Below are 20,271 nucleotides of genomic sequence, written 5' to 3' on the forward strand. Positions count from 1 at the left end.
CAGCAGCCGGATCAGCTACATCAATCCGTCATTTAGCTAGCTCGCCGTTTTAGATCTTCTTTCGTCACGCGGATTTCGGCCTCGACGTCTTTGCCTCGATAAACATAAGACGTCTCATGGCGCGCATATTGCCCCTCTCGGGCGGCACTTAGCCAGTTGAAGGATCCCACACAGAGAAGGTCGTCATCCACGGCGATAATTTTGCTATGAAGCTTCTCAAGACGGTGCAGGCTGACACCAATCTGTTTCAGCGCGGCAGCGGCTTCTTCTATTTGATTGGTGCCGCCGGGTGTCAGGGTCCCGTTCAACAACGGGTCGGCGTAGATGTCGATTTCAGCGCCCCTGGCAGTAGCCAGCTCCAGGGCCTTTAATATGCCTGTGCGCTCCATCGTGCGAAGTCTGATCCAAGGGCTGACGATCAGGTAGCGCCGCGCATCGGCAGACAAGACTTTCAATAGAAACGCGTCGTGTTCTGCAGCGTTTCGCAGGATTTGCAGCGGTCCTTCGCTCTCCTGCAAATCGGCACGCGGAGTCGGCTGGAAACCAAGCTCCAGACCGGGTTGGTCGAGGAAGCTCGACAATAAGGCACGCGGCGAACCAGGTGTCGCATTCGCAAGCACATCCATGTCTCCGAACAGCAGAAAGCTGTCTTTGGCGCGCGACACGGTAACGTTTAACATGCTGGGAGAGCTGTCAATGAAACCACCGTCGGCATGTTTGGAATAGACTGGAGAGAAGATCACCACTGGGCGCTCGGCACCTTGCAGTGTATGGACGGTTCCGATTGTTATGCCTGTTCGCCCCGAGACAGTGAGCTTGTGCGCGGAGCAAGCTCTCCGCAGCTCGCGGACCTGTGCGCCAAAAGGGGTAACAATGCCAACGATTTGCTCTACTGGGCGATTGTATCGCGCCTCCAAAGACGTGCGGTTTTCAGCAATCCAAGCCCCGATTGTTTGAGCTTCAGTGGGATTTGATCGGCTATTGCCCGCGCGGACCGCCTTGCCGTCAACATGAACGTATCCCATCGCCGGCAAAAGCGCATCGCTCGGCGCGGGCCCACGACGGGGGCGAAGCTTGCCCTTGTAACAAAGGGCGTTGCTGTACTCTATGATCTCATCATGGCAACGGCGGTGCTCAAACAACCACAGGCCCGGCTCCAGGTCTGACCAAGGCGAAACCTGACAGGCCTGTTGGGCCAGCCGCATCGCACTGCCTGACGTGCTGCAAAGACCCGTGGCGTCAAGGTTTTGAATGTCCGCATCCTCCTCCAGCAGACCGGCCTCGCGTAAATTCCCAACATCGACGGCGCGGGGCACGGCTGAGATCGGCTCGATCTGCTTGGTGTCGCCGATAACCAAGGCGCGTTTAGCCAAAGCGAAGGCCGCGCCTGCAACTTCGGGCAAGGCTTGACCCGCCTCGTCGATAATCAGCAGGTCGATGAAATCGTAAAGATACTCATTGGCCCATTCGGCTCCGTCCCGGCGGCTGTAAGAGAGCTTTGAAGGCAGGGTGGCGAAAGTCGACACTGCGCATGGTGTCAACATCATGCGTCGATGCCAGCGCGGAACCAGCGTCGATCGACCTCGTTTGACGGTAGAGGCCACAATTCCCGTCAGATCAGCCTCCATCGCCATCAACCAGCGGCCTTCCCAATAATGAGTGGCCAATCGGAAGAGCTCGAAACGTTGGCATAGATCGATCCGATCTTCCAAACCATCCTCCTGCCCGTCCCCTCCGTCGAGTGAGATCAGTGCCTTTTTTCGAGCAGATTGGGCCGCATTGATTTCGGCCATTAACGTCCTGATGCCGTTCAATGCCTCCTTTGCCGAGGCGTACTCAATTTCGGCCTTTTGAATCCACCGAGCTAGCTGTTGATCGACCTCGGAGATACGCTTCAGACCATCGAGGCCGGAAAGTCCCCCCAGCGCTACGCGCGCCCTGAGAACGCGCTTGCGTTCAACGGCGGGGAGAAAACTGAAAAAAGCCAAGAGGCTGGATTCCTGAGCCTGTTGGCGATCGAACTCTGCGCGATGGCGTTTCATTCTTTCGACCACCAGGCCTCGCTCACTGACACTTTTCTGAGCACGTGCTTCAGCCGCTGCCGGGTCTCCTCCAAATTCCTGCGCTTTGCCCATCGCGAAAAATTGTTGCTCTAGACTGCGGTCAGCCTCTTCAAGTTTCGCCACCTGATAGGCAATGGCGCGCTGGATCGCTGAGACATATTCGGCGACGTTCCCCTGACTGTCAGGAAATGCGGCACGGGCAGAGGTTAGCCATGCATCTTTGGCGGCCCGAAAACGGTCGACGGTTTCCATGCGGGTTTGGAAATCCTCGGTTTGATACTTCTCTGACGCTTCTTGCCGTCGAGAATTTGCAGGCAGAAATATGCCAAAGCTGTCTACCCCCGGTAGCCAACGCCCAGCGAGCGGCCCGTCGCCCTTGGCAAAATCCTTGCCGAATGCGTCGATAATGTTCGTAACGGCTTGATTGTTCGACGACGTAGCCACAATCACAGGCGGCTCCCCGCCATTCAGCGCTGCACGAACCCAAAGTCCTGCCACAGCAGATAGAAGGAGGGTCGTCTTACCCGTCCCCGGCGGACCATTGACGGCGATGACATCCCCCGGCACTGCAGCGTCCAACCAGGCCAGAACCTGCCGCTGCTGCTCAGCCAAGGGGAAATGGGGATTGGAATGGCCTAGACGACGAGCAAGAGCTGTCTCGACTTTCGTGTCGATGACCAATCGCTCGACTGGTGAAACGATTTTGTTGAGAAGCGGCGCCTTCGGACGATCGGCGAGGATTTTGTCGTAAAGGTTCAAGATGTTGCGCACTGTCGCCGAAGCGTCTTCGGCCGGCTCTAAAAGACCAAAGCCGGCAGGGACATAATGTTGATCTCCGGCGGGCCAGCCTTCCGCCACGGCATCCAGCATTTTGCGGCAATGTGCGAGGTAAGTTGCCCAGTCCAAACGATCGCCCAATTGCAGAGGCTCCGCGGTCAGGAAGCTATCCAAGGCGTCTACCGCGCCGATGCTAAATTCGTCGGAAGGTAACGGCGTCAGCAAATCTCGCGCAATGGTGTTGCGTTGCGGTAAGATCTTCCCCTGGACATCAACCAGCGCTTCGGTAACGATCGGCCCAACCAGTTCGGGAAGCCCATCACCTCTGGCCGCACCATGTGAAGACCGTCTTGCCACAATCAGCGGCCACAAGCGAACCCCGACAACCTTCGCTTTTGGCTGGTCTTTGAACAGTTGGCTGACTGATTGTTTTGGTAGCAGGCCGTCCCGCAGGGTTTCGGCAGAGAGTTCGATAAAACGTTGGCGATCCCGTTGGCTAAACTGGCCCTCCCCCAAAGCACCATCTGCCAAAGAAGTGCGCCAATAGCGCAGGATGGCATCGACGTTTCGATTCACAAGCCTGACCTTTGATAGAGGGTGACGATTGAAATTGAGCGCTTCAGATCCTGACCGTCTATCCACATACCGGCAACCTGTCTATGCCCTCGAAGCGAGTGCGGACGGCCTCCTTAACATCAGAGATTGACGACCGTCGCGCGTCTCTCGGCGCCCAATCTGTATAGCCGCCTAGGGCCGACCACCATCATGTCAGGATCGCGCCTCCACTCCCAGTCGTAGGGCATCCCCTAGCGGAGCCCCGAAAGCAGACCTGTGGATCCGCGCGGCAGCATGTTGCACCTCCGACAGGAGGCATTGTGGCTGCTGCAAAACTCCCTATTCTGCGACCTGGCAAAAGTTGGGAAAACAAGTCTCGCTTTAATCGGGAATTTTGCGACAGGGAACTGTTCATTGGAGTTTATCTGCTGATGACACCGGACGAATTGAAGATCGTGCGTCGAGCTTATGCGAAGCAGATCACGGCGGCCGTTCAAGTTGTCGATGAGCGCGTTGAAACAGCCTTTGCCGAAGTGCCGCGAGAAGATTTCCTTGGTCCCGGCCCGTGGCCGGTCTTCCGAAGGCGAAAAGCCTATGTTCCAACCCCGACCGCCGATCCGGTCTACGTCTATACAGATGACATCATCGGGATCGTTCCCGAACGCCACATCAACAACGGGCAGCCGTCACTTCATGCATTCCTGCTTTCGCAGGCTGCGTCGCGAACCGGCGAGCATATCGTGCATGTTGGCGCTGGTGCCGGGTACTATTCTGCGATCATGGCGAACCTCGTTGCCGCATCCGGCAAGGTGACGGCGATCGAGTTCGAGCCGGAGCTTGCTGCGCGAGCGAAAGCAAATCTCACCGCGTATCGGAACGTTTCCGTGGTTCAAGGGGATGGCAGTTCCGTGGCTTTCAATTCAGCCGATGTGATCTATGTGAACGCTGGAGCGACCCGCCCGGCGGATATCTGGCTGGACCGGCTCAATGACGGCGGAAGGCTGATCCTACCGCTTTCAACCGATCTTGGATTTACCAGCAGCAACTGGAGCAACATGCACCTTCGAGGAGCCGTGTTCCTCGTAACGCGCAGGGGTGAAGAATTACATGCGAAATGGATTTCCCCGGTGGCAATCTTCCCCTGTGCAGGAATGCGCGACGCGGAATCGGAAAAAGCGCTTGCCGCGGCATTCGAGAGCGGGGAGCATAAGAGGGTGACGCGGCTGTATCGTAGTGATGAGCTGCCAACCGAGCAATGTTGGGTTCGAGGTCCCGGCTGGTGCCTTGCCTATGCTTAGGCGGCAAGACCGCAATTGTATCGTCGCAGAAACACTAACATTTGCTGAGCTGTTCTAATTCAGACTGCAGCCAAAAGCTGATCCTGCTCTTTATGATGAGTCCTCGCCTTTTCTTCCAATTTGAGTTCGAGCACCCATGTCGATTTCAGATGCGATCTACCGCCCCTTCGAAAGCCTGATCCGGCCGCTCGACATCCCCTACCGGCCGCTGCCGTCGAACGGGCCAGTAGCCGTTCTTCTTCATTTCGTCTTGATGTTTCGCGGCATCCTGATCACGCTCGCCCTTTGCACCATGGCGATTGAGGCCATGAACCTGACTATCGTCTGGGGCCTGTCTGTTATCGTCGATGGCGTCACGCAGCAGGGTGCTGTCGCCTTCCTGCACAACGACCGGATGCTGCTGATCTTACTAGGCTTGATGCTTTTCCCCGGCATCCCGATTGCCTCTTTCCTCGTCAATACGCTGAACTCTCACACGCTCGGCATCGGCATGCCGGCCGCCATTCAATGGCAGGGCCACAGGGCGGTGGAACGGCAGGACCTCGCCTTCTTCCACGATCTCTATGCCGGCCAAGTCGCCTCACGCTTGCAGCAGGTGGCGTCAGCGGTGCAGCAGCAGGTCATTTCGGCCTTCCAGTCCATCCCGCGCTTTATCATGCAGATGGTCGGCTCCGTCATCCTTCTGAGCGCGCTGTCCTGGCAGCTTGCCCTTCCGGCCGTCATTTGGATCACGCTCAATGTGCTGCTCGCCGTCAGGCTGGCACCCGTCTTCACCGAGCGCGCGCGCCGCTCCGCCAAGCGTCGCAGCCTGATTTCCGGCGCCATCACCGATCTCTACGCCAACATGCAGATGGTCAAGCAGTTCGCCGCGGAAGACAGCGAGGCCGGCGCCATCAGAGGCATAATCGGCAACGCGATCAAAGCTCAGCAGAGCGAACAACGCATCTACCGTACCGCTGAGGTCATCGTCGTAGTCCTCAACATGATGCACTGGCTGGCAATCCTGTCGATCGGCTTTACCGGGCTCGTCGACGGCTTCGTCACGATCGGCGAGTTCACGGCCGCCGTATATGTTCTCAGCCGCCTCTCCGGTCACACATTTACATTCCTGCAGATGGGCCAGCAGATCTTCCAGGCGATCGGCACGATCAAGGACGCCATGCCCGTCATGACGACGCCGCCGACGATCACCGACGGGCCGGATGCGGCCGAACTTGTTGTGCATCGGGGCGAGATCCGGTTCGAGAATGTCCGCTTCGCCTACAAGTCGGGCAAACCGGTGATCGACGCCCTGTCGCTGACGGTGCAGCCCGGCGAGAAGGTAGGCCTCGTTGGCCTTTCCGGGGCTGGCAAGACGACGCTCGCAAACCTGCTCCTGCGCTTCTACGATATCAAGGATGGCGCGATCCGGATCGACGGGCAGGATATCCGGGCGGTGACGCAAGCAAGCCTTCGCCGCGCGATCGGCGTCATAGCCCAGGATGTCGCGCTGCTGCACCGTTCCGTCGGTGACAATATCCGCTACGGCCGGCCGGAGGCGACGCAGGAAGAGATCGAAAGGGTGACGAAGATGGCGAGCGCCGATGGCTTCATCGCCGATCTTGCCGACAGCGAGGGCCGCAAGGGCTATGACGCCTTCGTCGGCGATCGCGGCATCAAATTGTCGGGCGGTCAGCGCCAGCGGGTGGCCATCGCCCGCGTGCTCCTGAAGGATGCGCCGATCCTGGTGCTCGACGAGGCAACCTCGTCGCTGGACAGCGAATCCGAGGCCGCCATCCAGGAAAGGCTAAACCTCGTGATGGAGGGAAAAACGGTGATCGCCATCGCCCACCGTCTTTCAACCATTACCAGGATGGACCGCATCGTAGTGCTGGATCACGGCCGCATCGTCGAGGAGGGCAGGCCGGAAGAACTGGTCGAGCAGGACGGGCTGTTTGCCCGCCTGTGGAGACGCCAGACCGGCGGCTTTATTGCTGACGACATTGGCTAACCTAGCCTTTGTCTCAATCCTAACATTCGCGACAAAATCGCTAAGGCGGAACCTTCAAGGGAATCTGTATCGCAAAACTCGGTCGCAAAATCTGATTTTTGCGACCAGTTTGGCGACATATCTGATATCCGCTTCGAGGCAACCCCAGACCCTCGCACCGTCGCCTCGATGTCTGCTTTTCGCGGTGACCGTCTTAGCAGCCGACAGCCCCCTTCCGGCCCATCCCGGATGGGCTAACCTGCCGCCATGGAGCCCTTGCTCCCTGTTAGGATAACGACCGAGCTTCGCCGCGACGACAACATCAATACACTGGGCAGCGTCCCACCTCAAATTGTACGGACAGCTCAAATGCCGAGAGCCATGCCGTCCTTGCGGGGGTCGGAACCGCCCTTCAGCACGCCTGTTTCCCAGTCGATCCAGATCGCCTGGGCGCCGCCCATCGCCGATTCCGGCGCCTTCACCTCGAAACCGCGCTTGGTGAACTCCGGGCCGATCGTGTTGCGCAGCCGGGCCTCCATCTCGACCTGGTTGGTCCCAGGCAGCGGGAAGAGCCGCGGCAGGTCGATGGCGCTCTGCAGGTCCATGCCGTAGTCGAAGACTTTTGAGAGGAACTGGGCGTGGCCCATGGCCTGGTATTGGCCGCCCATGACACCGAAGGGCATGACGGCACGGCCGTCCTTCGTCACCATGCCGGGGATGATCGTGTGCATCGGCCGCTTGCCCGGCGCGATCACGTTCGGGTGGTCCGGATCGAGCGAGAAGCTGAAGCCCCGATTGTGGAACATCACTCCGCTCTTCGGATCCATGTGGCCGCTGCCGTAGACGAAGAAGATCGAGTTGATGAAGCTGATGGCATTGCGGTCGCCATCAACGACCGAGAGATAGATCGTATCCTTGTGCGGCACTTCGTCGAAGGGCGGCAGGTTCTCGATCGCTTTTTCGGGATCGATCATGGCGGCCAACTGCTTGGCAAGTTCGTCCGAGAGCAGGTAATCGACCGGCACGTCGACCTTGGCCGGATCGGCGAGGAAGCGGTTGCGCGCCGCGTAAGCCAGTCGCGTCGCCTCGACCTCGACATGCAGGCGCTCAGGGGCAAGCGGATCGCCTTTGCCCGGAAAATGCGACAGGATGTTGAGGATCATCAGCGCGATGATGCCCTGGCCGTTGGGCGGGCATTCGTGGATTTCGTGGCCACGGTACGTCGTCTTGATCGGCGTCACGTATTCGCCTTTGGCATTGGCGAAATCTTCGAGCGCGTGCAGCGCGCCGATGCCGTTCAGGTAGCTCACCATGCCTTCCGCGATCGGGCCTCGATAAAAAGCGTCCCTGCCTTCCCGTCCGATGGCTTCGAGCGTATCGGCAAGCTGCTTCTGATACTGGATCGAACCCGTCGGCGGCGCCTTGCCGTCGACGAGGAAGATACGGCTCGCCGCCGGATCGTCCTTCAGGATCTCCGCCTGGGCGGCAAGATCGTGCGCCGTGCGCGGGGGCAGAACATAGCCGTCGCGCGCCAGCTTGACGGCCGGAGCGAGAATATCGGCCATCTTCATGCGGCCGTGATCGGCAACCAGCCGCGTCCAGGCATCCACCGCACCCGGCACGGTGATCGTGTGCGGCGAGGTGCGGGTGAGGCTGGTGACGCCGAGCGAGCGGAGATGTTCGACGGTTGCGGCAGCCGGTGCCCGGCCTGACCCATTATAGGCCAGCACCTCGTCCGTGCCGCCGAGCGAGAGGAGTGCGAAACAATCGCCGCCGATGCCGGTCGAGCCGGCTTCAACAACGCATTGTACGGCACAGGCTGCAACCGCTGCATCCACGGCATTTCCGCCACTACGCAGGATGTCGACGGCGGCGAGCGTCGCCAGCGGCTGGGAGGTGGCGGCCATCGCAGTGCGGCCGACAGCGAGCGAACGGCCGGGTAATTCGAAATCTCTCATGTCACTCTCATCACTGAAAAAATCGAGCTCAAGGCCCTGTGGCGGCACAGCATTTTCCTCAACAGACCATGCCAGGCGCACGGCATCAAGTCACCGGCTCTTTAATTTGAAATGCCTAATGTAAGGCAGGAAATCATTAACCTTTGCGGACCGTAAACCGGTTCAAAGGGATATTGCGGGCTTGCCGCGCATTGAGGGGGGCTGGCATGGAAAGGATGTCATGAACAGTATTCCAGCCCTCCTGCTGGCCGCCGCCTGCCTGATCATCATAGGCTTTTATGCGGTCGCCTTCGTGACCGCCCTGATAGGGTGATCACGCATCAAACTTGACGCCCGCCTCCAACGTGCCATTCCGAATGGCGGGAGGCGGGCCTGAAACACCGGGTCAATACGTTGATAGCCTCCCGGAAATCTTAGCCACCGTCATCGATACCGGCCCTGTTCGGGCTCAAGCTGCAATCTTCGAAATTCCCATCTTGCAGCCGGAGGCTTCGAGCGCCGCGCCGGCGACTTCCACGAAGAGGGCGCGGAACCATAAGGCACGGCTGTCGGCATGGTCGACGCGCCGGTAGAGCATGCTCACCGGCTCGGCCGGCAGGTCGATCGGCGGCAAGTCGATCGCCAGATTATGGAGCTGGGCCATGCAGCGGGCGATCGATTCCGGAATAGTGGCGATGGCCGGCATGGCCCGAAGTGCCGTCGGCAGTGCCGAGAACCGCGGTACCGTCGCCACGACATTGCGGGTTTTACCGTAGCCGGCGAGTGCAACGTCGATGCTGGTCGAGGAATTGCCCTCGAAGGAAACGGCGACATGCGGCGCATCGGCATAGGCGTCAAGGCCGAGCGGCGCCTTGAGCTTGATCTGCGCGGGGTCGTAAATGCAGACGGACGACTGGGTGAAGAGCGGCGCGCGGACGTGCCAGGAGGGCGGCTCGTCATGCACGGCGACGCTGAAATCAAAGGCGCCGGCATCCAGCATGCGGGAGACGTCACGCCGTTCCGAGGCGACACCGATCAGCCGCGATCCGGGCGAGAGCTGTCGCAGACGGGCGGCGAGCGGGCCGAAGAAAGCCGATTCGAGATTGTCGCACATACCGATGCGGAACTCGCCTTCCCAGCTTTTCGGGTCGAATGCAGCCGGCGGCCGGATCGCCCGCTCGATGTTTGAAAGTGCGTCCTCGATCACAGGCGCAATTGCCAGCGCCCGGGGCGTCGGCTGCAAGCCACGTCCGACACGTACGAACAGGTCGTCGTCCAGTGCCTCGCGCAACCGCTTCAAGGCCGCCGACAGGCCCGGTTGTCCGAGTAGCAGCCGCTCGGCGGCGCGACTGACGTTGCGTTCCTGCATCAGCACCGCAAAGGCCAGAAGCAGGTTGAGGTCAATCTTTCGAAGGGTCGCATCATTCATCATCACCAGTAATACCTGACATGGCAATTATCAATTTGCAATAGGCTCGGAAGATGGACAATTTCTCGTTCCTCTGCCGGCCCGGTTCGACCTCCCCGCTCCGGGGGCAGTATGAACAAGGATTACAATCCCATGAGCAATCCTCAATTCCGAGGAGCTGCGGGGCTCGCATTGCTGCTGCTCTGCACCGCCAACTTTCTCGACGCGATGGATGTCTCCACCATCGGCGTCGCACTTCCCGCCATCCAGGCCGAACTCGGCATGCAGACCACTTCCCTGCAATGGGCGGTCAGCGCCTATGTGCTCGGGTACGGCGGCTTCCTGCTTCTCGGGGGCCGGGTAGCCGACATTTTCGGTCATCGCCGCGTCTTCCTCTGGTCGCTGGCGATCTTTGCGGCGGCCAGCATCGCCGGCGGTTTTGTCGACAGCGGCCCGACGCTGATCGCCGCCCGGCTTATCAAGGGTATCGCCGCAGCCTTCACGGCACCCGCAGCGCTGGCGCTTCTGCTGGCAGTCTTCGGCGAAGGGCCGCAGCGCGCCAAGGCGCTTGGCCTCTTCGCCTCCACCGGAGCCGCCGGTTTCGTGCTCGGCATGGTGCTCGGTGGCGCTGCAACGCTGATCAGCTGGCGGGCTACGCTGGTAATGGGTGCGCCGGTCGCGATCCTGACCCTGCTTCTCGCGCCGATAGCCTTGCCGCTCGACGCGCGCCGCACCGGGCCGCGTCCCGGCTTCGACTGGGCCGGCGCAATTACCATTACCCCCGGCCTGCTGCTCTTCGTGTTCGGCATCACCAACGCCGCTTCCGCCGGCTGGGCCGACATCTTCACCTGGGGCTCGCTCGTGGCCGCAATCGTGCTGATCATTGCCTTCCTCACCATCGAAGCCCGCCACAAGGATCCGATGGTGCCGCTGGCGATGTTCCGCCGCGCCAGGCTCACCCATGCCAATATCGTCGGCTTTCTCTACCAGGGCGCCTATATCGGCTTCCAGTTCACCGCGACGCTCTATTACCAGGACGTCTATGGCTGGTCGGCCTTTGCCACGGGCTTCTGCTTTGCCGGCGCCGGCGCCTTCGTGATGTTCCTGGCGCCTCGTTTCGCGACGCTTGCGCAGAACCGCGGGACGACCGGCTTCATGACGGCGGGCGTCGGGCTGCAGGCGATCAGCTACATCTTCTGGGTCCTGTCGGTCGGCCATATCGACCCAATCCTGCTCGTCATACTGTCACAGATCCCGCTCGGCCTCGGTTATGCCATGACCTTCCCGTCCATCCAGGTCGCAGCGCTGGCCGATATCGAGGAGGACAAGTCGGGGCTTGCCTCCGGCATGTTCTTCGCCGCCTTCCAGATCGGCGGCGGCGTCGTGCTGGCGGCAACATCTGCCGTGTTCAGCGGCGCTCCCAGTGTCGGCTGGGAACCCTATTCCGCCGCTGTCGCATTTGTCGCGACGCTCGCCGTGCTGATCACCCTGATCGCGGCGCTCGGCCCGAAACCTTCTCCAGCCGTCGATCGATACCAGGCGGCCGAATAGATCTGCCCATCGACCTTAGTCCTCCTCTCCGCCCGCGCCGCTGTCTGGCGCGGGTTTTCTTTTGGATACCTCGAACCAGTCGCAGATCTTCCCGCGATAGGCCTATGCCCATCGCTTCGCTTGCAGTCCGCCCGGCTTTGTCGGACAATCGATCAAAGCAAGGTAATTTGATATCAAACTATCTTGCCGCCCTCCCCCATTCCTACTAGTTTCCATATTGGGAGGAATGCAAAAATGGCGGTGGAACCATCGACGCGGCCGGACGCACATACGGTATCCGCGGAAACCGAGATGCTTGTCCCGGCCATGTTCCAGAATCTGATCGGCTATCATCTGCGGGTAGCCCAGGAGACGTCCTTCCAGGCCTTTGCCAGGGCGGCCGGCAAGGCGGATCTGAAGCCCGGGTGGTATGCGCTTCTGACAGTGCTTGCCGAACGGGAGAGCATGACGCCGTCAGAGCTCAGCCGCATCTGCGGTCGCGACCGCTCGACGCTCACCTCCAGCCTCAAGGCATTGTCCCATCGCGGACTGATCGAACGGCGGCCGAACCCCGACGACCAGCGCAGCTATAGCGTCAGGCTCACCGAAAATGGCCGCAGGATGCAAAAGCAGTTGCACGCGATCGCCGTCGTCTACGACCGCCGTCTTGACGAGATCGCCGGCAAGGACAAGGCGGTTCTGATCGCCGTACTCGGCCGGATCGCTGCGACCTTCGGCATACCCCAGGATTGTTGAAGATACCGTCTCGGTTGCGCGACCTGCCGCGATGGCCGGCGCGTCGCTCCGCCGGCCTTTCTCCATCAGCGCATCTGTCCTCAGAGGATATGTGTGCCGCCGAGGTTTTGCACCGCGCGGCGGGTCATGACGGCGACGAGATGAGCGCGGTAGTCGGCCGGCGCGTGCATGTCGCCCATCATCCGCGACGGGTCGATGGTGAGGCCCTCCAGCGCTTCGGCCGAAAAGTTCTCGGTCAGCAACGCCTCGGCTTCGGTCCAGCGGAACACGCCCTCGTTGCCCGCACCGGTGATCGCCACGCGGATATGGCCGTCGCGATGTTTACTGACGAAGGCGGCAGCCATCGAATAACGCGAGGCCGGATTGCGGAATTTCGCATAGCCGGCGATTTCCGGGATCTTGAACTCGACCCGGACGAGAATTTCGCCTGGCTCCAATGCGGTCGTGTAGAGGCCCTGGAAATAATCCTCGGCGGGGATTTCGCGTCGATCCGTATGGACGATCGCATCGAGCGCCAACACGGCGGCGGGATAGTCGGCGGCCGGATCGTTATTGGCGGTCGAGCCGCCAATCGTGCCCATATGGCGCACCTGGACGTCGCCGATCGATCCGGCTAGGCCTGAAAGCGCCGGGATGGCGGCCTTGATTTCCTTGGACGCGGCGACGGCGGCATGTTTGGTCGCCGAGCCGATGATCACTCTTTCGGCGGTGATTGCGATCCCGGAAAGCTCCGGAATGCTGCGCACATCGATCAGATGCGCGGGCGCGGCAAGCCGGCTCTTCAGCGTCGGGATCAGAGTGTGGCCGCCCGAGAGGTAGGAGGGCTCGTCGGAATTCGTGTAGAGATCGACGGCCTCGGCCAGCGTCTTCGGCTTGTGGTAGGTCGTTGCGTACATTGCGTGATCCTCCCCGCTTATTCGGCCGCGACGGCATGTGCCGCGCGATGCTTCTCGGCGGCATCCAGCACTGCCTTGATGATGTTGTGGTAGCCGGTGCAGCGGCAGATATTGCCTTCGAGCTCGTGGCGCACGGTATGTTCGTCGAGCATGCCGTCATGCCGGCGGATCATGTCCACCGAGGCCATGATCATGCCCGGCGTGCAATAGCCGCATTGCAGGCCGTGATGTTCGCGGAAAGCCTGCTGCACGTGGTGCAGCTTGCCGCCTTCGGCCAGCCCCTCGATCGTCGTCACCTGGGAACCGTCGGCGGCGACGGCAAGCACGGTACAGCTCTTCACGGCCTCGCCGTCGAGATGGATCGTACAGGCGCCGCACTGGCTGGTGTCGCAGCCGACATGGGTGCCGGTGAGGCCGAGATGTTCGCGGATGAACTGCACGAGCAGCGTCCGGTCTTCGACCTCGCGCGTCTCAGGCGCGCCGTTGACGGTGATAGTGATGCGGGACATGCGCCCCTCCTGTTAAAAACTCGGGCGGCGAGAGCCGCGATGACAATGACAGCGACGGCGGTGCCGGCGGCGATATAAGACATACGGCTGAAAGGCCGCGCGGCCGTCGCCGCAGGCGCGACAGACGGTCCGGCAGCTTCGGGAGCCGCAAGGGAAATAGGTGCCGATGGTGCAGCTGACATGACTGGCGCGGCAACCGCCGCCGTCGCAATAGCCTCCGCTACTCCGGCATCGGCCGCATGATCAACCATCACGGCTCGTATCGCAAGCTTTTCGAAGAACTCGTCTGCGAGTTTTTTCGCAGCGGAATCAGTCTGCCGCGAGCCCTCGGGTTCCCGATCACGGCATCGGCCGGTCCGCCTGTCCACGGGCCGGCGCCCGTACGAAACAAGATCACGAGTTCCCTGCGGCGGCGATCGAAACGGGGCGCCCGAGCCCGACACCGCGTCTGCTGGAGGAGGCCGCGGCCGAACACATGCGAGCAATCCGACGATCGCCGCATTGCGCCGATCGGAAAGTGGCGCTAAGGCGTCGCGATAGATTGTTCAGGGAAATGTCCCATGCGCCGCATCATCATCGCCATCACCGGTGCATCCGGTGTCGTTTATGGCGTTCGCGCCCTGCAGCTTTTGAGGCAAGTCGAAGATATCGAGACCCATGCGGTGATCTCGCCCTCCGCTTTTCGCACCGCGATCGACGAAATCGACATGAGTGCCGAAGAGATCAAGAGCCTGGCCGACGTGCTCTATAATCACAAGGATATCGGCGCGGCGCTCTCCTCCGGCTCGTTCCGCACCGCCGGCATGCTCGTCGCACCCTGTTCGGTAAAGACGCTGAGCGGCATCGCCAACTGCTACAATGACGAGCTGATCGTGCGCGCGGCCGACGTCTGCCTGAAGGAACGCCGGCGTGTCGTGCTATTGTTTCGCGAGACGCCGTTGCATGCCGGCCATATCGCCCTGATGGACCAGGCGACCCGCAACGGTGCGATCGTCATGCCGCCAGTGCCTGCCTTCTATTCGAAGCCCAGCTCACTGGACGAGATGGTGACCCAGACGGTTGGCCGGGCGCTTGATCTCTTCGATATCCACCTGCCGATGGTCAAGCGCTGGAAGGACGGCCCTGGTTCACCCGGCCAGCATTGATTTTGTGCTCCGAATGTCGACTCTAAAGGGCCGCAAGCGCGTTTTCGATCACGGCAAGGGCCGTGGCCGTCCGCTCATCCGGCTCCGCTCCACGGAAAAACCTCACGACATTTCTGAGATTGCCAGCTGCATCGCCGGTTGGACCATCGGCTGCCATCAGCGCCTGCCCTTCGGCCTCCAGCACCGCCAGCTCGATCCTTTCCGAACCGAGTTCGACAGCCTTCACGCCGTTGCGCAAGGTTTGTGTCTCCTCGGTGGGTGCCGGATGCGGCCCGTTCTTCAATCGCCGGCGCACGGCGCGCAGCGGTTCGATCACCTCATTGCGCCAGTTGGCGACGAGGCCGTCGATGCGGGCAATCTCTGTTGGCGAAAGCGCCACGGAATTTTTAGCCAGCCAGGCGGAGAACAACAGCACCGGCACGTCGACGCCGCTTTCGTCCTGAAGCAGCAGGCAGGCTTCGCTGACACCGGGGGCACCATAAAGCCGCAATGCGAAATCCCAAAGTCCCTGCCCGGTATCCGCAGCCATGCAGCCTCTCCATCGCCTTTCCACGGCTTATCAGTTTGACTGCGAAACAGGCAAGCTTCGATGGGATTTCCCCTGTCGCATCGCGGTCAACGCCGAGGAACCCCACGCCGTTGGGAGCGCCAGGTGCCATTGCCCGGCATCTCCTCAGGCAGCGCGGCGACGCCGCTGGGGCTGGGAGGAGCCTGCGCCGAGCTGGAACTGGCCGACCATCTGGCGCAGTTTCGAGGCCTCGTCGGCGAGACCGGAGCTCGCCGCCGTCGTCTCCTCGACCATTGCCGCATTCTGCTGGGTCACCTGGTCCATCTGGTTGACTGCCGAATTGATCTCCGAAAGGCCGGTCGACTGTTCGCGGGCCGAGCGGGCGATATCGTCCACATGGCTGTTGATCGTGACGATATAGCCCTCGATCGACTTCAGCGATTCGCCGGCATCGCGGACATATTTCACGCCGTGGCCGACTTCGACGGTCGAGTTCTGGATCAGCGACTTGATTTCCTTCGCCGCATTGGCTGAACGCTGGGCGAGTTCGCGCACCTCCTGAGCAACGACCGCAAAGCCCTTGCCGGCCTCGCCCGCCCGCGCCGCTTCGACGCCGGCGTTCAGCGCCAGAAGGTTGGTCTGGAAGGCGATCTCGTCGATGACCCCGATGATGTTGGAGATCTGGTTGGAGCTTTCCTCGATGCGGCGCATTGCCTCGACGGCATTGGCTACAACTTCTCCGGAACGGGCGGCGGACGAATTGGCCTCCGCTGCGATCTTCCGGGTCTCATCGACCTTCTTGGATGCGGAGCTGACATTTGCAGTGATCTGATCGAGTGCGGCGGCTGTCTCTTCGAGCGAAGCTGCCTGCTGCTCCGAGCGGCGCGACAGGTCGCCGGCGGACTGACTGATTTCCTGGGTCCCGCCATCGATTGCCTCGGCGCTGCCGGCGATCTGTGTCAACGTGCTGGCGAGTTGGGCGATCGAGGTGTTGAAGTCGTGGCGCAGAGCTTCGAAGTCCGCCGAGAAGGTCTCGTCAAGCTGGAAGGAGAGATCGCCTGCGGCGAGCCGGCGCAGGCCGCCGCCAAGGCCGGAGGTCGCGACGCGGAGCCGTTGGGACGCATCGGCTTCGGCTTGTTCCTGCGCAGCGATGCGCTCGGCTTCCGACCGGTTGCGGGCTTCGATCGCCTCGCCTTCCAGCCGTTTGTTGTCGAGTGCCGCCTGGCGGAAAATCTCCACTGCCGCTGCCATCCCGCCGATCTCGTCCTTGCGATCCATGCCGAAGATGGTCAGCGTCAGTTCGCCGCCGGCGAGGCGCCGCATGCAGTCCTGCAGGCGTTGCAGCGGACCGACAACACCTGACAGCACGACCCGGATCGAGAAGCCGACCACGATCAGCGAAATCACGCCGATCACGGTCATCCAAACGGAGAGATCGGCCTTGTCCTCCAACCCATCCTCGAAACTCTTGTGGGCGACATCGAGCTGCAGCTTGGTTAGCGCGTTCAGCGGTTCAGCGAGCGGCTCGATCGCCGGGTAGAGCCGCTTCGTCACATAGATATCGAGGGTCGCCTGATCGCGCTTGCCCATGATCGCCAGAAGCTCGTCGACCGCCTTGGTGGTCTCCGTACGAGCGCCGAGGTAACGCTGGACGAGACTTTTCTCCTGGTCGGTCAGGTGGGTTGCCTGGTAGGCCGCCCAGTCGCGGTCGGCGGTAACGAGTGCTGCGCGGACTGTCCGCTCGCCCAGTTCCCAGCTGAACGCACCGCTGCGCGTCTTGTGGGCGGTGTCGACTATGGTGACCGCATAGGCGTCGGAGACCGTCTTGATATGCGCCACGGGCTCGAGCCGATCCTCAACGATCGAGCGGGTGCGTGCCGACAGCGTATCCATTCCGATGAATGCGACAGTCGTGGTTGCGGCAAGCGCGAGCGCGAGGCCGACGACGCTGGCGACAAGTTTCAATTTAATGGTCATCGAAGAGATCCATTGCTGCATTGGAGGTCATGACCAAATCCTGTTGGCCCGCTATGGTTAAGGATTGCGGAAAATGCTGAGGATATGTTTAACGGCACTACCAGGGATAGCATAGATGTGTCTATTCGCTCGGGACCGAGGCTGCGTTGACGAGAGACAGGTGGCGACGGTTCGGGAGATGGCGACCAAGGCGGTAGCCATGGGCATCCTTCTCTCTCCGGCCCGCATGACCGGTGACGGGTTCTACGAGGCAGTGATCTCGTATCCCGACGGCAATCCTGTCGAGATCACCGAATGATGCGGCTCAAGCCTGGCCGGCTTAGCCTTGAAAAGTCCCGGGATTGAGGCAGGTGTAACGCGCAGAGAGCCGGCTGCTTGGGCGTGAGCGTGAGATCATCTGGCTCGATCACCTCCCGCTGTGGGCGGCAGGCAGGCTCACTGAAATCATCGGAGCCACGATCACGCACGGCCGACTTCGTCATCACCGGTTTGGGCCGGAGAGACTGGCTGGAGGCCGGCGACGGGGATTCGGAATGCCTAGGAGACGACAACGCGTCCGACAGCCGAACGCTCATCAACACAGCAGCGGAGTCCTTCGCCTGGCGTTGGCAGTCGTCCTTCAAGGCGGCCGACGCCCGGCAATACGTGAACATTTCGCGTTCGTCGTGAGACATCCTCCTGAATGAAGGGTAGGTGAAGCCATCAATCGAGAACTGCAAGCACTATGGCATCTTATGACGAAACTCGCCGTGTCTGCGCATCAGGCCGCTGTCGCAATGAACAACGTCACGATTTGATTTCAAGCGCGAGTCTCCACTCATCGCGCGCCGCTAAACGAAGGTTTGGCGCCGGACTAGCTAGTGGGTTCGACCTGCTCAGGCGTTCCGCCGTTTGCCGCCGAACGGTAGCCCGCCTCAACAACGGCCAGCGCGTGCTCCGCTTCGAGCAGGCCTGCAACGGGAGGGCGACCATCTATGAAATCCGCCCAGCTGCGGCGGAGCAAAACCGGGTAATACTCGTCCGTGTTATACGCGATGGTCGTAGCGTAAGCCCTCTCGTGTTCTCGCGACTTGGCGTAGAACTGATCGGCGTAGCCTCGAATGTAAGATTGACGGTGCGAGAGCGAAAAGGCGAAATCCCGCTGATCCTCGGCCGTGGAGGGATACAAATAGCCTGTCTCGATTACGCCGATCTGTCCTGCGCCATTTCGGCAGGTGAACACAGCCTGTTCGTCGACAGTGACATCAGGTCGATAGATCTGGACCTGGCCTGAGACCTGAGTGATGGGGGATTGCGTCAAGTTTGAAATCAAGTCGATGAAGTGAACGCCCACGTTCAGCATCGACCCACCTCCTGCGAACGCCTTGTCAAGCATCCATGCACACCCGTTTCGCTCATAACGAGCCACTGACCCTACAATAAACCTGAAGGTGAGATGCTGGAAACCGTCTGGCGTGAACCCTGCAGCCGGCGAGAGGCGATCCGCTAGGTCGCTCACGCGCATGATGAAAGGCACGCTTACAAAGACGCCGTGTTTCTCAGAGAGTTTGCGAATACGACGAACTTCCTCGAGATTAACCCCGCATGGCTTCTCGATGAGAAAGGGCTTGCCTTTAGCGATCAGCCGCTCAGCGAGTGCGGCCATATCCGAGTGACGGCTAAAAACGAGTGCGAAGTCGAAATCCTGGCTCATAAGCTCATCGTCTGAGCCATAGAGCTTACAATTAAGCAGGTCGGAAAAACGAGCCCCGGCAAATGACGCGCTGTCGGATATGCCGATTATCTCAATACCCGGATCCTTCAGCGCAGCGATGTAAAGCGGAAAATGCCAGTGGCTGACGTCGAATACTGCGATCTTCATCACGACTCCGTTCATTGCGGGTTTATCAAGGCGAGAAGCCATGGTTAAACGAATCTAGGACCGACCGGGTGGCGCCGACGACCTGCGGACCAATGGTCTAACTGCCGTTCTAGCGGCTCCTTGTGAAACGCCTCTCGCAATGCTATTGGAATAGCGTTCCGATAAATCGAATATCGTGGTATCATGCGACTTGTCAAATCCCTTCTAGACCGTTGTTTTGACCTCATCACCCTGTTGAGTGAAAACGCCAGTGGACTGTCATTAGGCGAAATCAGTCGCCGGCTGGACGTCCCGAAGAGCGCAGCGCATCGCCTGCTCAACAGTCTGTGTGACTTAGGCTGGGCCGAACAGGATCCCGAGAACGGGTTCTATAGACTTACATTGCGCCTTGCCGTGATGGGCCAGCGCCTGCTAGCCGGCACACGGATCCCGGACATCTGCCAACCGATTTTGGACCGGTTAGCGAGCAATACGAAGGGGCTCGGCAGGATTGCGATCCTTGATCGTGATGGTTTGACGTGGATATCCCATTCACAAGGCATGCGGTCCGGCCTGATCTACCAGCCGGAGCTGGTAGCAAAAGTCCCATTGCACACGACCGCCAACGGAAAAGCTTGGCTAGCGACCCTCGATCGGGAGGAGGCTTTGGCCAGGGCCGTAGCCAGTGGACTGGGGCGCATGGACTTGGGCGGTCCGCGGGTTATTACCTCTAGGCAGACATTTTCAGCTGCTTTGGATGAGACCGAGGAACGCGGATGGGCCACCGCGATCGAGGAAGCTGAACCCGGCGTCGCCGCTGTCGCCGCTGTCATTCGCGTTGGAGGTCAGGTTGTTGGAACGGTGAGCATCGCCGGACCCATCCACCACTTTTCTTCGCTCGTACTCCCGCAGTTAGCGGAACAGGTTAAGGCCACTGCCGAGGAACTTTCGCAACTCTGGCCTTATCGGATTGCTTCGCCTACCCCACAAGCCAACACTTCGAGAAGTTCACAAGTGGTTGGAAATATTATCTAAAATACTTCGTTAGCCAACAGCATGCTTGACGCATTGCTGACCTCTGTTGACACTCGCCGTTCTTAATG

14 protein-coding genes and 1 pseudogene are annotated in these 20,271 nt (G+C 60.6%); 7 read left to right on the forward strand and 8 right to left on the reverse strand.

Annotation, left to right across the window (positions count from 1 at the left end; translation table 11 throughout):
• Window positions 1–32 precede the first annotated feature (32 nt).
• Entirely contained in the window at window positions 33–3,416 is a 3,384-nt protein-coding gene (locus LZK81_RS27800; protein WP_233957248.1) for an AAA domain-containing protein, read from the reverse strand.
• A 299-nt stretch (window positions 3,417–3,715) separates the two neighbouring features.
• On the opposite strand from LZK81_RS27800, the gene LZK81_RS27805 reads away from it, so the two are divergent.
• Together LZK81_RS27805 and LZK81_RS27810 are read left to right on the forward strand one after the other, a co-directional pair.
• Window positions 3,716–4,693, forward strand: coding sequence for a protein-L-isoaspartate O-methyltransferase family protein (locus tag LZK81_RS27805; RefSeq protein WP_233957250.1), 978 nt, complete (start codon window positions 3,716–3,718; stop codon window positions 4,691–4,693).
• A gap of 136 nt (window positions 4,694–4,829) precedes the next feature.
• Window positions 4,830–6,683, forward strand: coding sequence for an ABC transporter ATP-binding protein (locus LZK81_RS27810; protein ID WP_233957252.1), 1,854 nt, complete (start codon window positions 4,830–4,832; stop codon window positions 6,681–6,683).
• Between the two features lie 344 nt (window positions 6,684–7,027).
• Here LZK81_RS27810 and ggt read toward each other — a convergent pair whose 3' ends face one another.
• Window positions 7,028–8,620 carry a gamma-glutamyltransferase gene (ggt, locus tag LZK81_RS27815; RefSeq protein ID WP_233957254.1) on the reverse strand — a complete coding sequence of 531 codons (1,593 nt, stop codon included), beginning with the start codon at window positions 8,618–8,620 and terminating at the stop codon, window positions 7,028–7,030.
• 448 nt (window positions 8,621–9,068) lie between these two features.
• Entirely contained in the window at window positions 9,069–10,031 is a 963-nt protein-coding gene (locus tag LZK81_RS27820; protein WP_046607604.1) for a LysR family transcriptional regulator, read from the reverse strand.
• Window positions 10,032–10,160: 129 nt separating this feature from the next.
• On the opposite strand from LZK81_RS27820, the gene LZK81_RS27825 reads away from it, so the two are divergent.
• Together LZK81_RS27825 and LZK81_RS27830 are read left to right on the forward strand one after the other, a co-directional pair.
• On the forward strand, window positions 10,161–11,558 hold the full coding sequence (locus tag LZK81_RS27825) for an MFS transporter (RefSeq protein WP_233957257.1): 1,398 nt from the start codon (window positions 10,161–10,163) through the stop codon (window positions 11,556–11,558).
• A gap of 234 nt (window positions 11,559–11,792) precedes the next feature.
• Window positions 11,793–12,293, forward strand: coding sequence for a MarR family winged helix-turn-helix transcriptional regulator (locus tag LZK81_RS27830; RefSeq protein ID WP_233957259.1), 501 nt, complete (start codon window positions 11,793–11,795; stop codon window positions 12,291–12,293).
• Window positions 12,294–12,373: 80 nt separating this feature from the next.
• Here the strand turns inward: LZK81_RS27830 and LZK81_RS27835 are convergent, their stop codons facing one another.
• Window positions 12,374–13,189, reverse strand: coding sequence for an FAD binding domain-containing protein (locus LZK81_RS27835; RefSeq protein ID WP_233957261.1), 816 nt, complete (start codon window positions 13,187–13,189; stop codon window positions 12,374–12,376).
• A 17-nt stretch (window positions 13,190–13,206) separates the two neighbouring features.
• The gene (locus LZK81_RS27840) at window positions 13,207–13,698 is read right to left on the reverse strand and encodes a (2Fe-2S)-binding protein (protein WP_233957263.1); all 492 of its coding nucleotides are present in this window, start codon (window positions 13,696–13,698) and stop codon (window positions 13,207–13,209) included.
• A gap of 560 nt (window positions 13,699–14,258) precedes the next feature.
• On the opposite strand from LZK81_RS27840, the gene LZK81_RS27845 reads away from it, so the two are divergent.
• Window positions 14,259–14,843, forward strand: a complete 585-nt coding sequence (locus LZK81_RS27845; RefSeq protein WP_046607608.1) for a UbiX family flavin prenyltransferase — start codon at window positions 14,259–14,261, stop codon at window positions 14,841–14,843.
• A gap of 22 nt (window positions 14,844–14,865) precedes the next feature.
• On the opposite strand, the gene LZK81_RS27850 is transcribed toward LZK81_RS27845, so the two are convergent.
• Together LZK81_RS27850 and LZK81_RS27855 are read right to left on the reverse strand one after the other, a co-directional pair.
• Window positions 14,866–15,372 carry a TIGR02444 family protein gene (locus LZK81_RS27850; RefSeq protein ID WP_233957264.1) on the reverse strand — a complete coding sequence of 169 codons (507 nt, stop codon included), beginning with the start codon at window positions 15,370–15,372 and terminating at the stop codon, window positions 14,866–14,868.
• 144 nt (window positions 15,373–15,516) lie between these two features.
• Window positions 15,517–17,328: a HAMP domain-containing methyl-accepting chemotaxis protein gene (locus LZK81_RS27855; protein WP_233957265.1), complete on the reverse strand. Its 1,812-nt coding sequence runs from the start codon at window positions 17,326–17,328 to the stop codon at window positions 15,517–15,519.
• Window positions 17,329–17,491: 163 nt separating this feature from the next.
• On the opposite strand from LZK81_RS27855, the pseudogene LZK81_RS27860 reads away from it, so the two are divergent.
• Window positions 17,492–17,626, forward strand: a pseudogene (locus LZK81_RS27860) (glyoxalase/bleomycin resistance/extradiol dioxygenase family protein); the annotation flags it as partial.
• Window positions 17,627–18,181: 555 nt separating this feature from the next.
• Here LZK81_RS27860 and LZK81_RS27865 read toward each other — a convergent pair.
• Complete coding sequence (locus tag LZK81_RS27865) at window positions 18,182–19,189, reverse strand: Gfo/Idh/MocA family protein (protein WP_233957266.1); 1,008 nt, start codon at window positions 19,187–19,189, stop codon at window positions 18,182–18,184.
• 183 nt (window positions 19,190–19,372) lie between these two features.
• Between LZK81_RS27865 and LZK81_RS27870 the strand changes: the two genes are divergently transcribed.
• Complete coding sequence (locus LZK81_RS27870; protein WP_052753684.1) at window positions 19,373–20,203, forward strand: IclR family transcriptional regulator; 831 nt, start codon at window positions 19,373–19,375, stop codon at window positions 20,201–20,203.
• Window positions 20,204–20,271: the final 68 nt, after the last annotated feature.

The organism is Neorhizobium galegae (assembly GCF_021391675.1).
GTDB classification, from domain to species: domain Bacteria; phylum Pseudomonadota; class Alphaproteobacteria; order Rhizobiales; family Rhizobiaceae; genus Neorhizobium; species Neorhizobium galegae_B.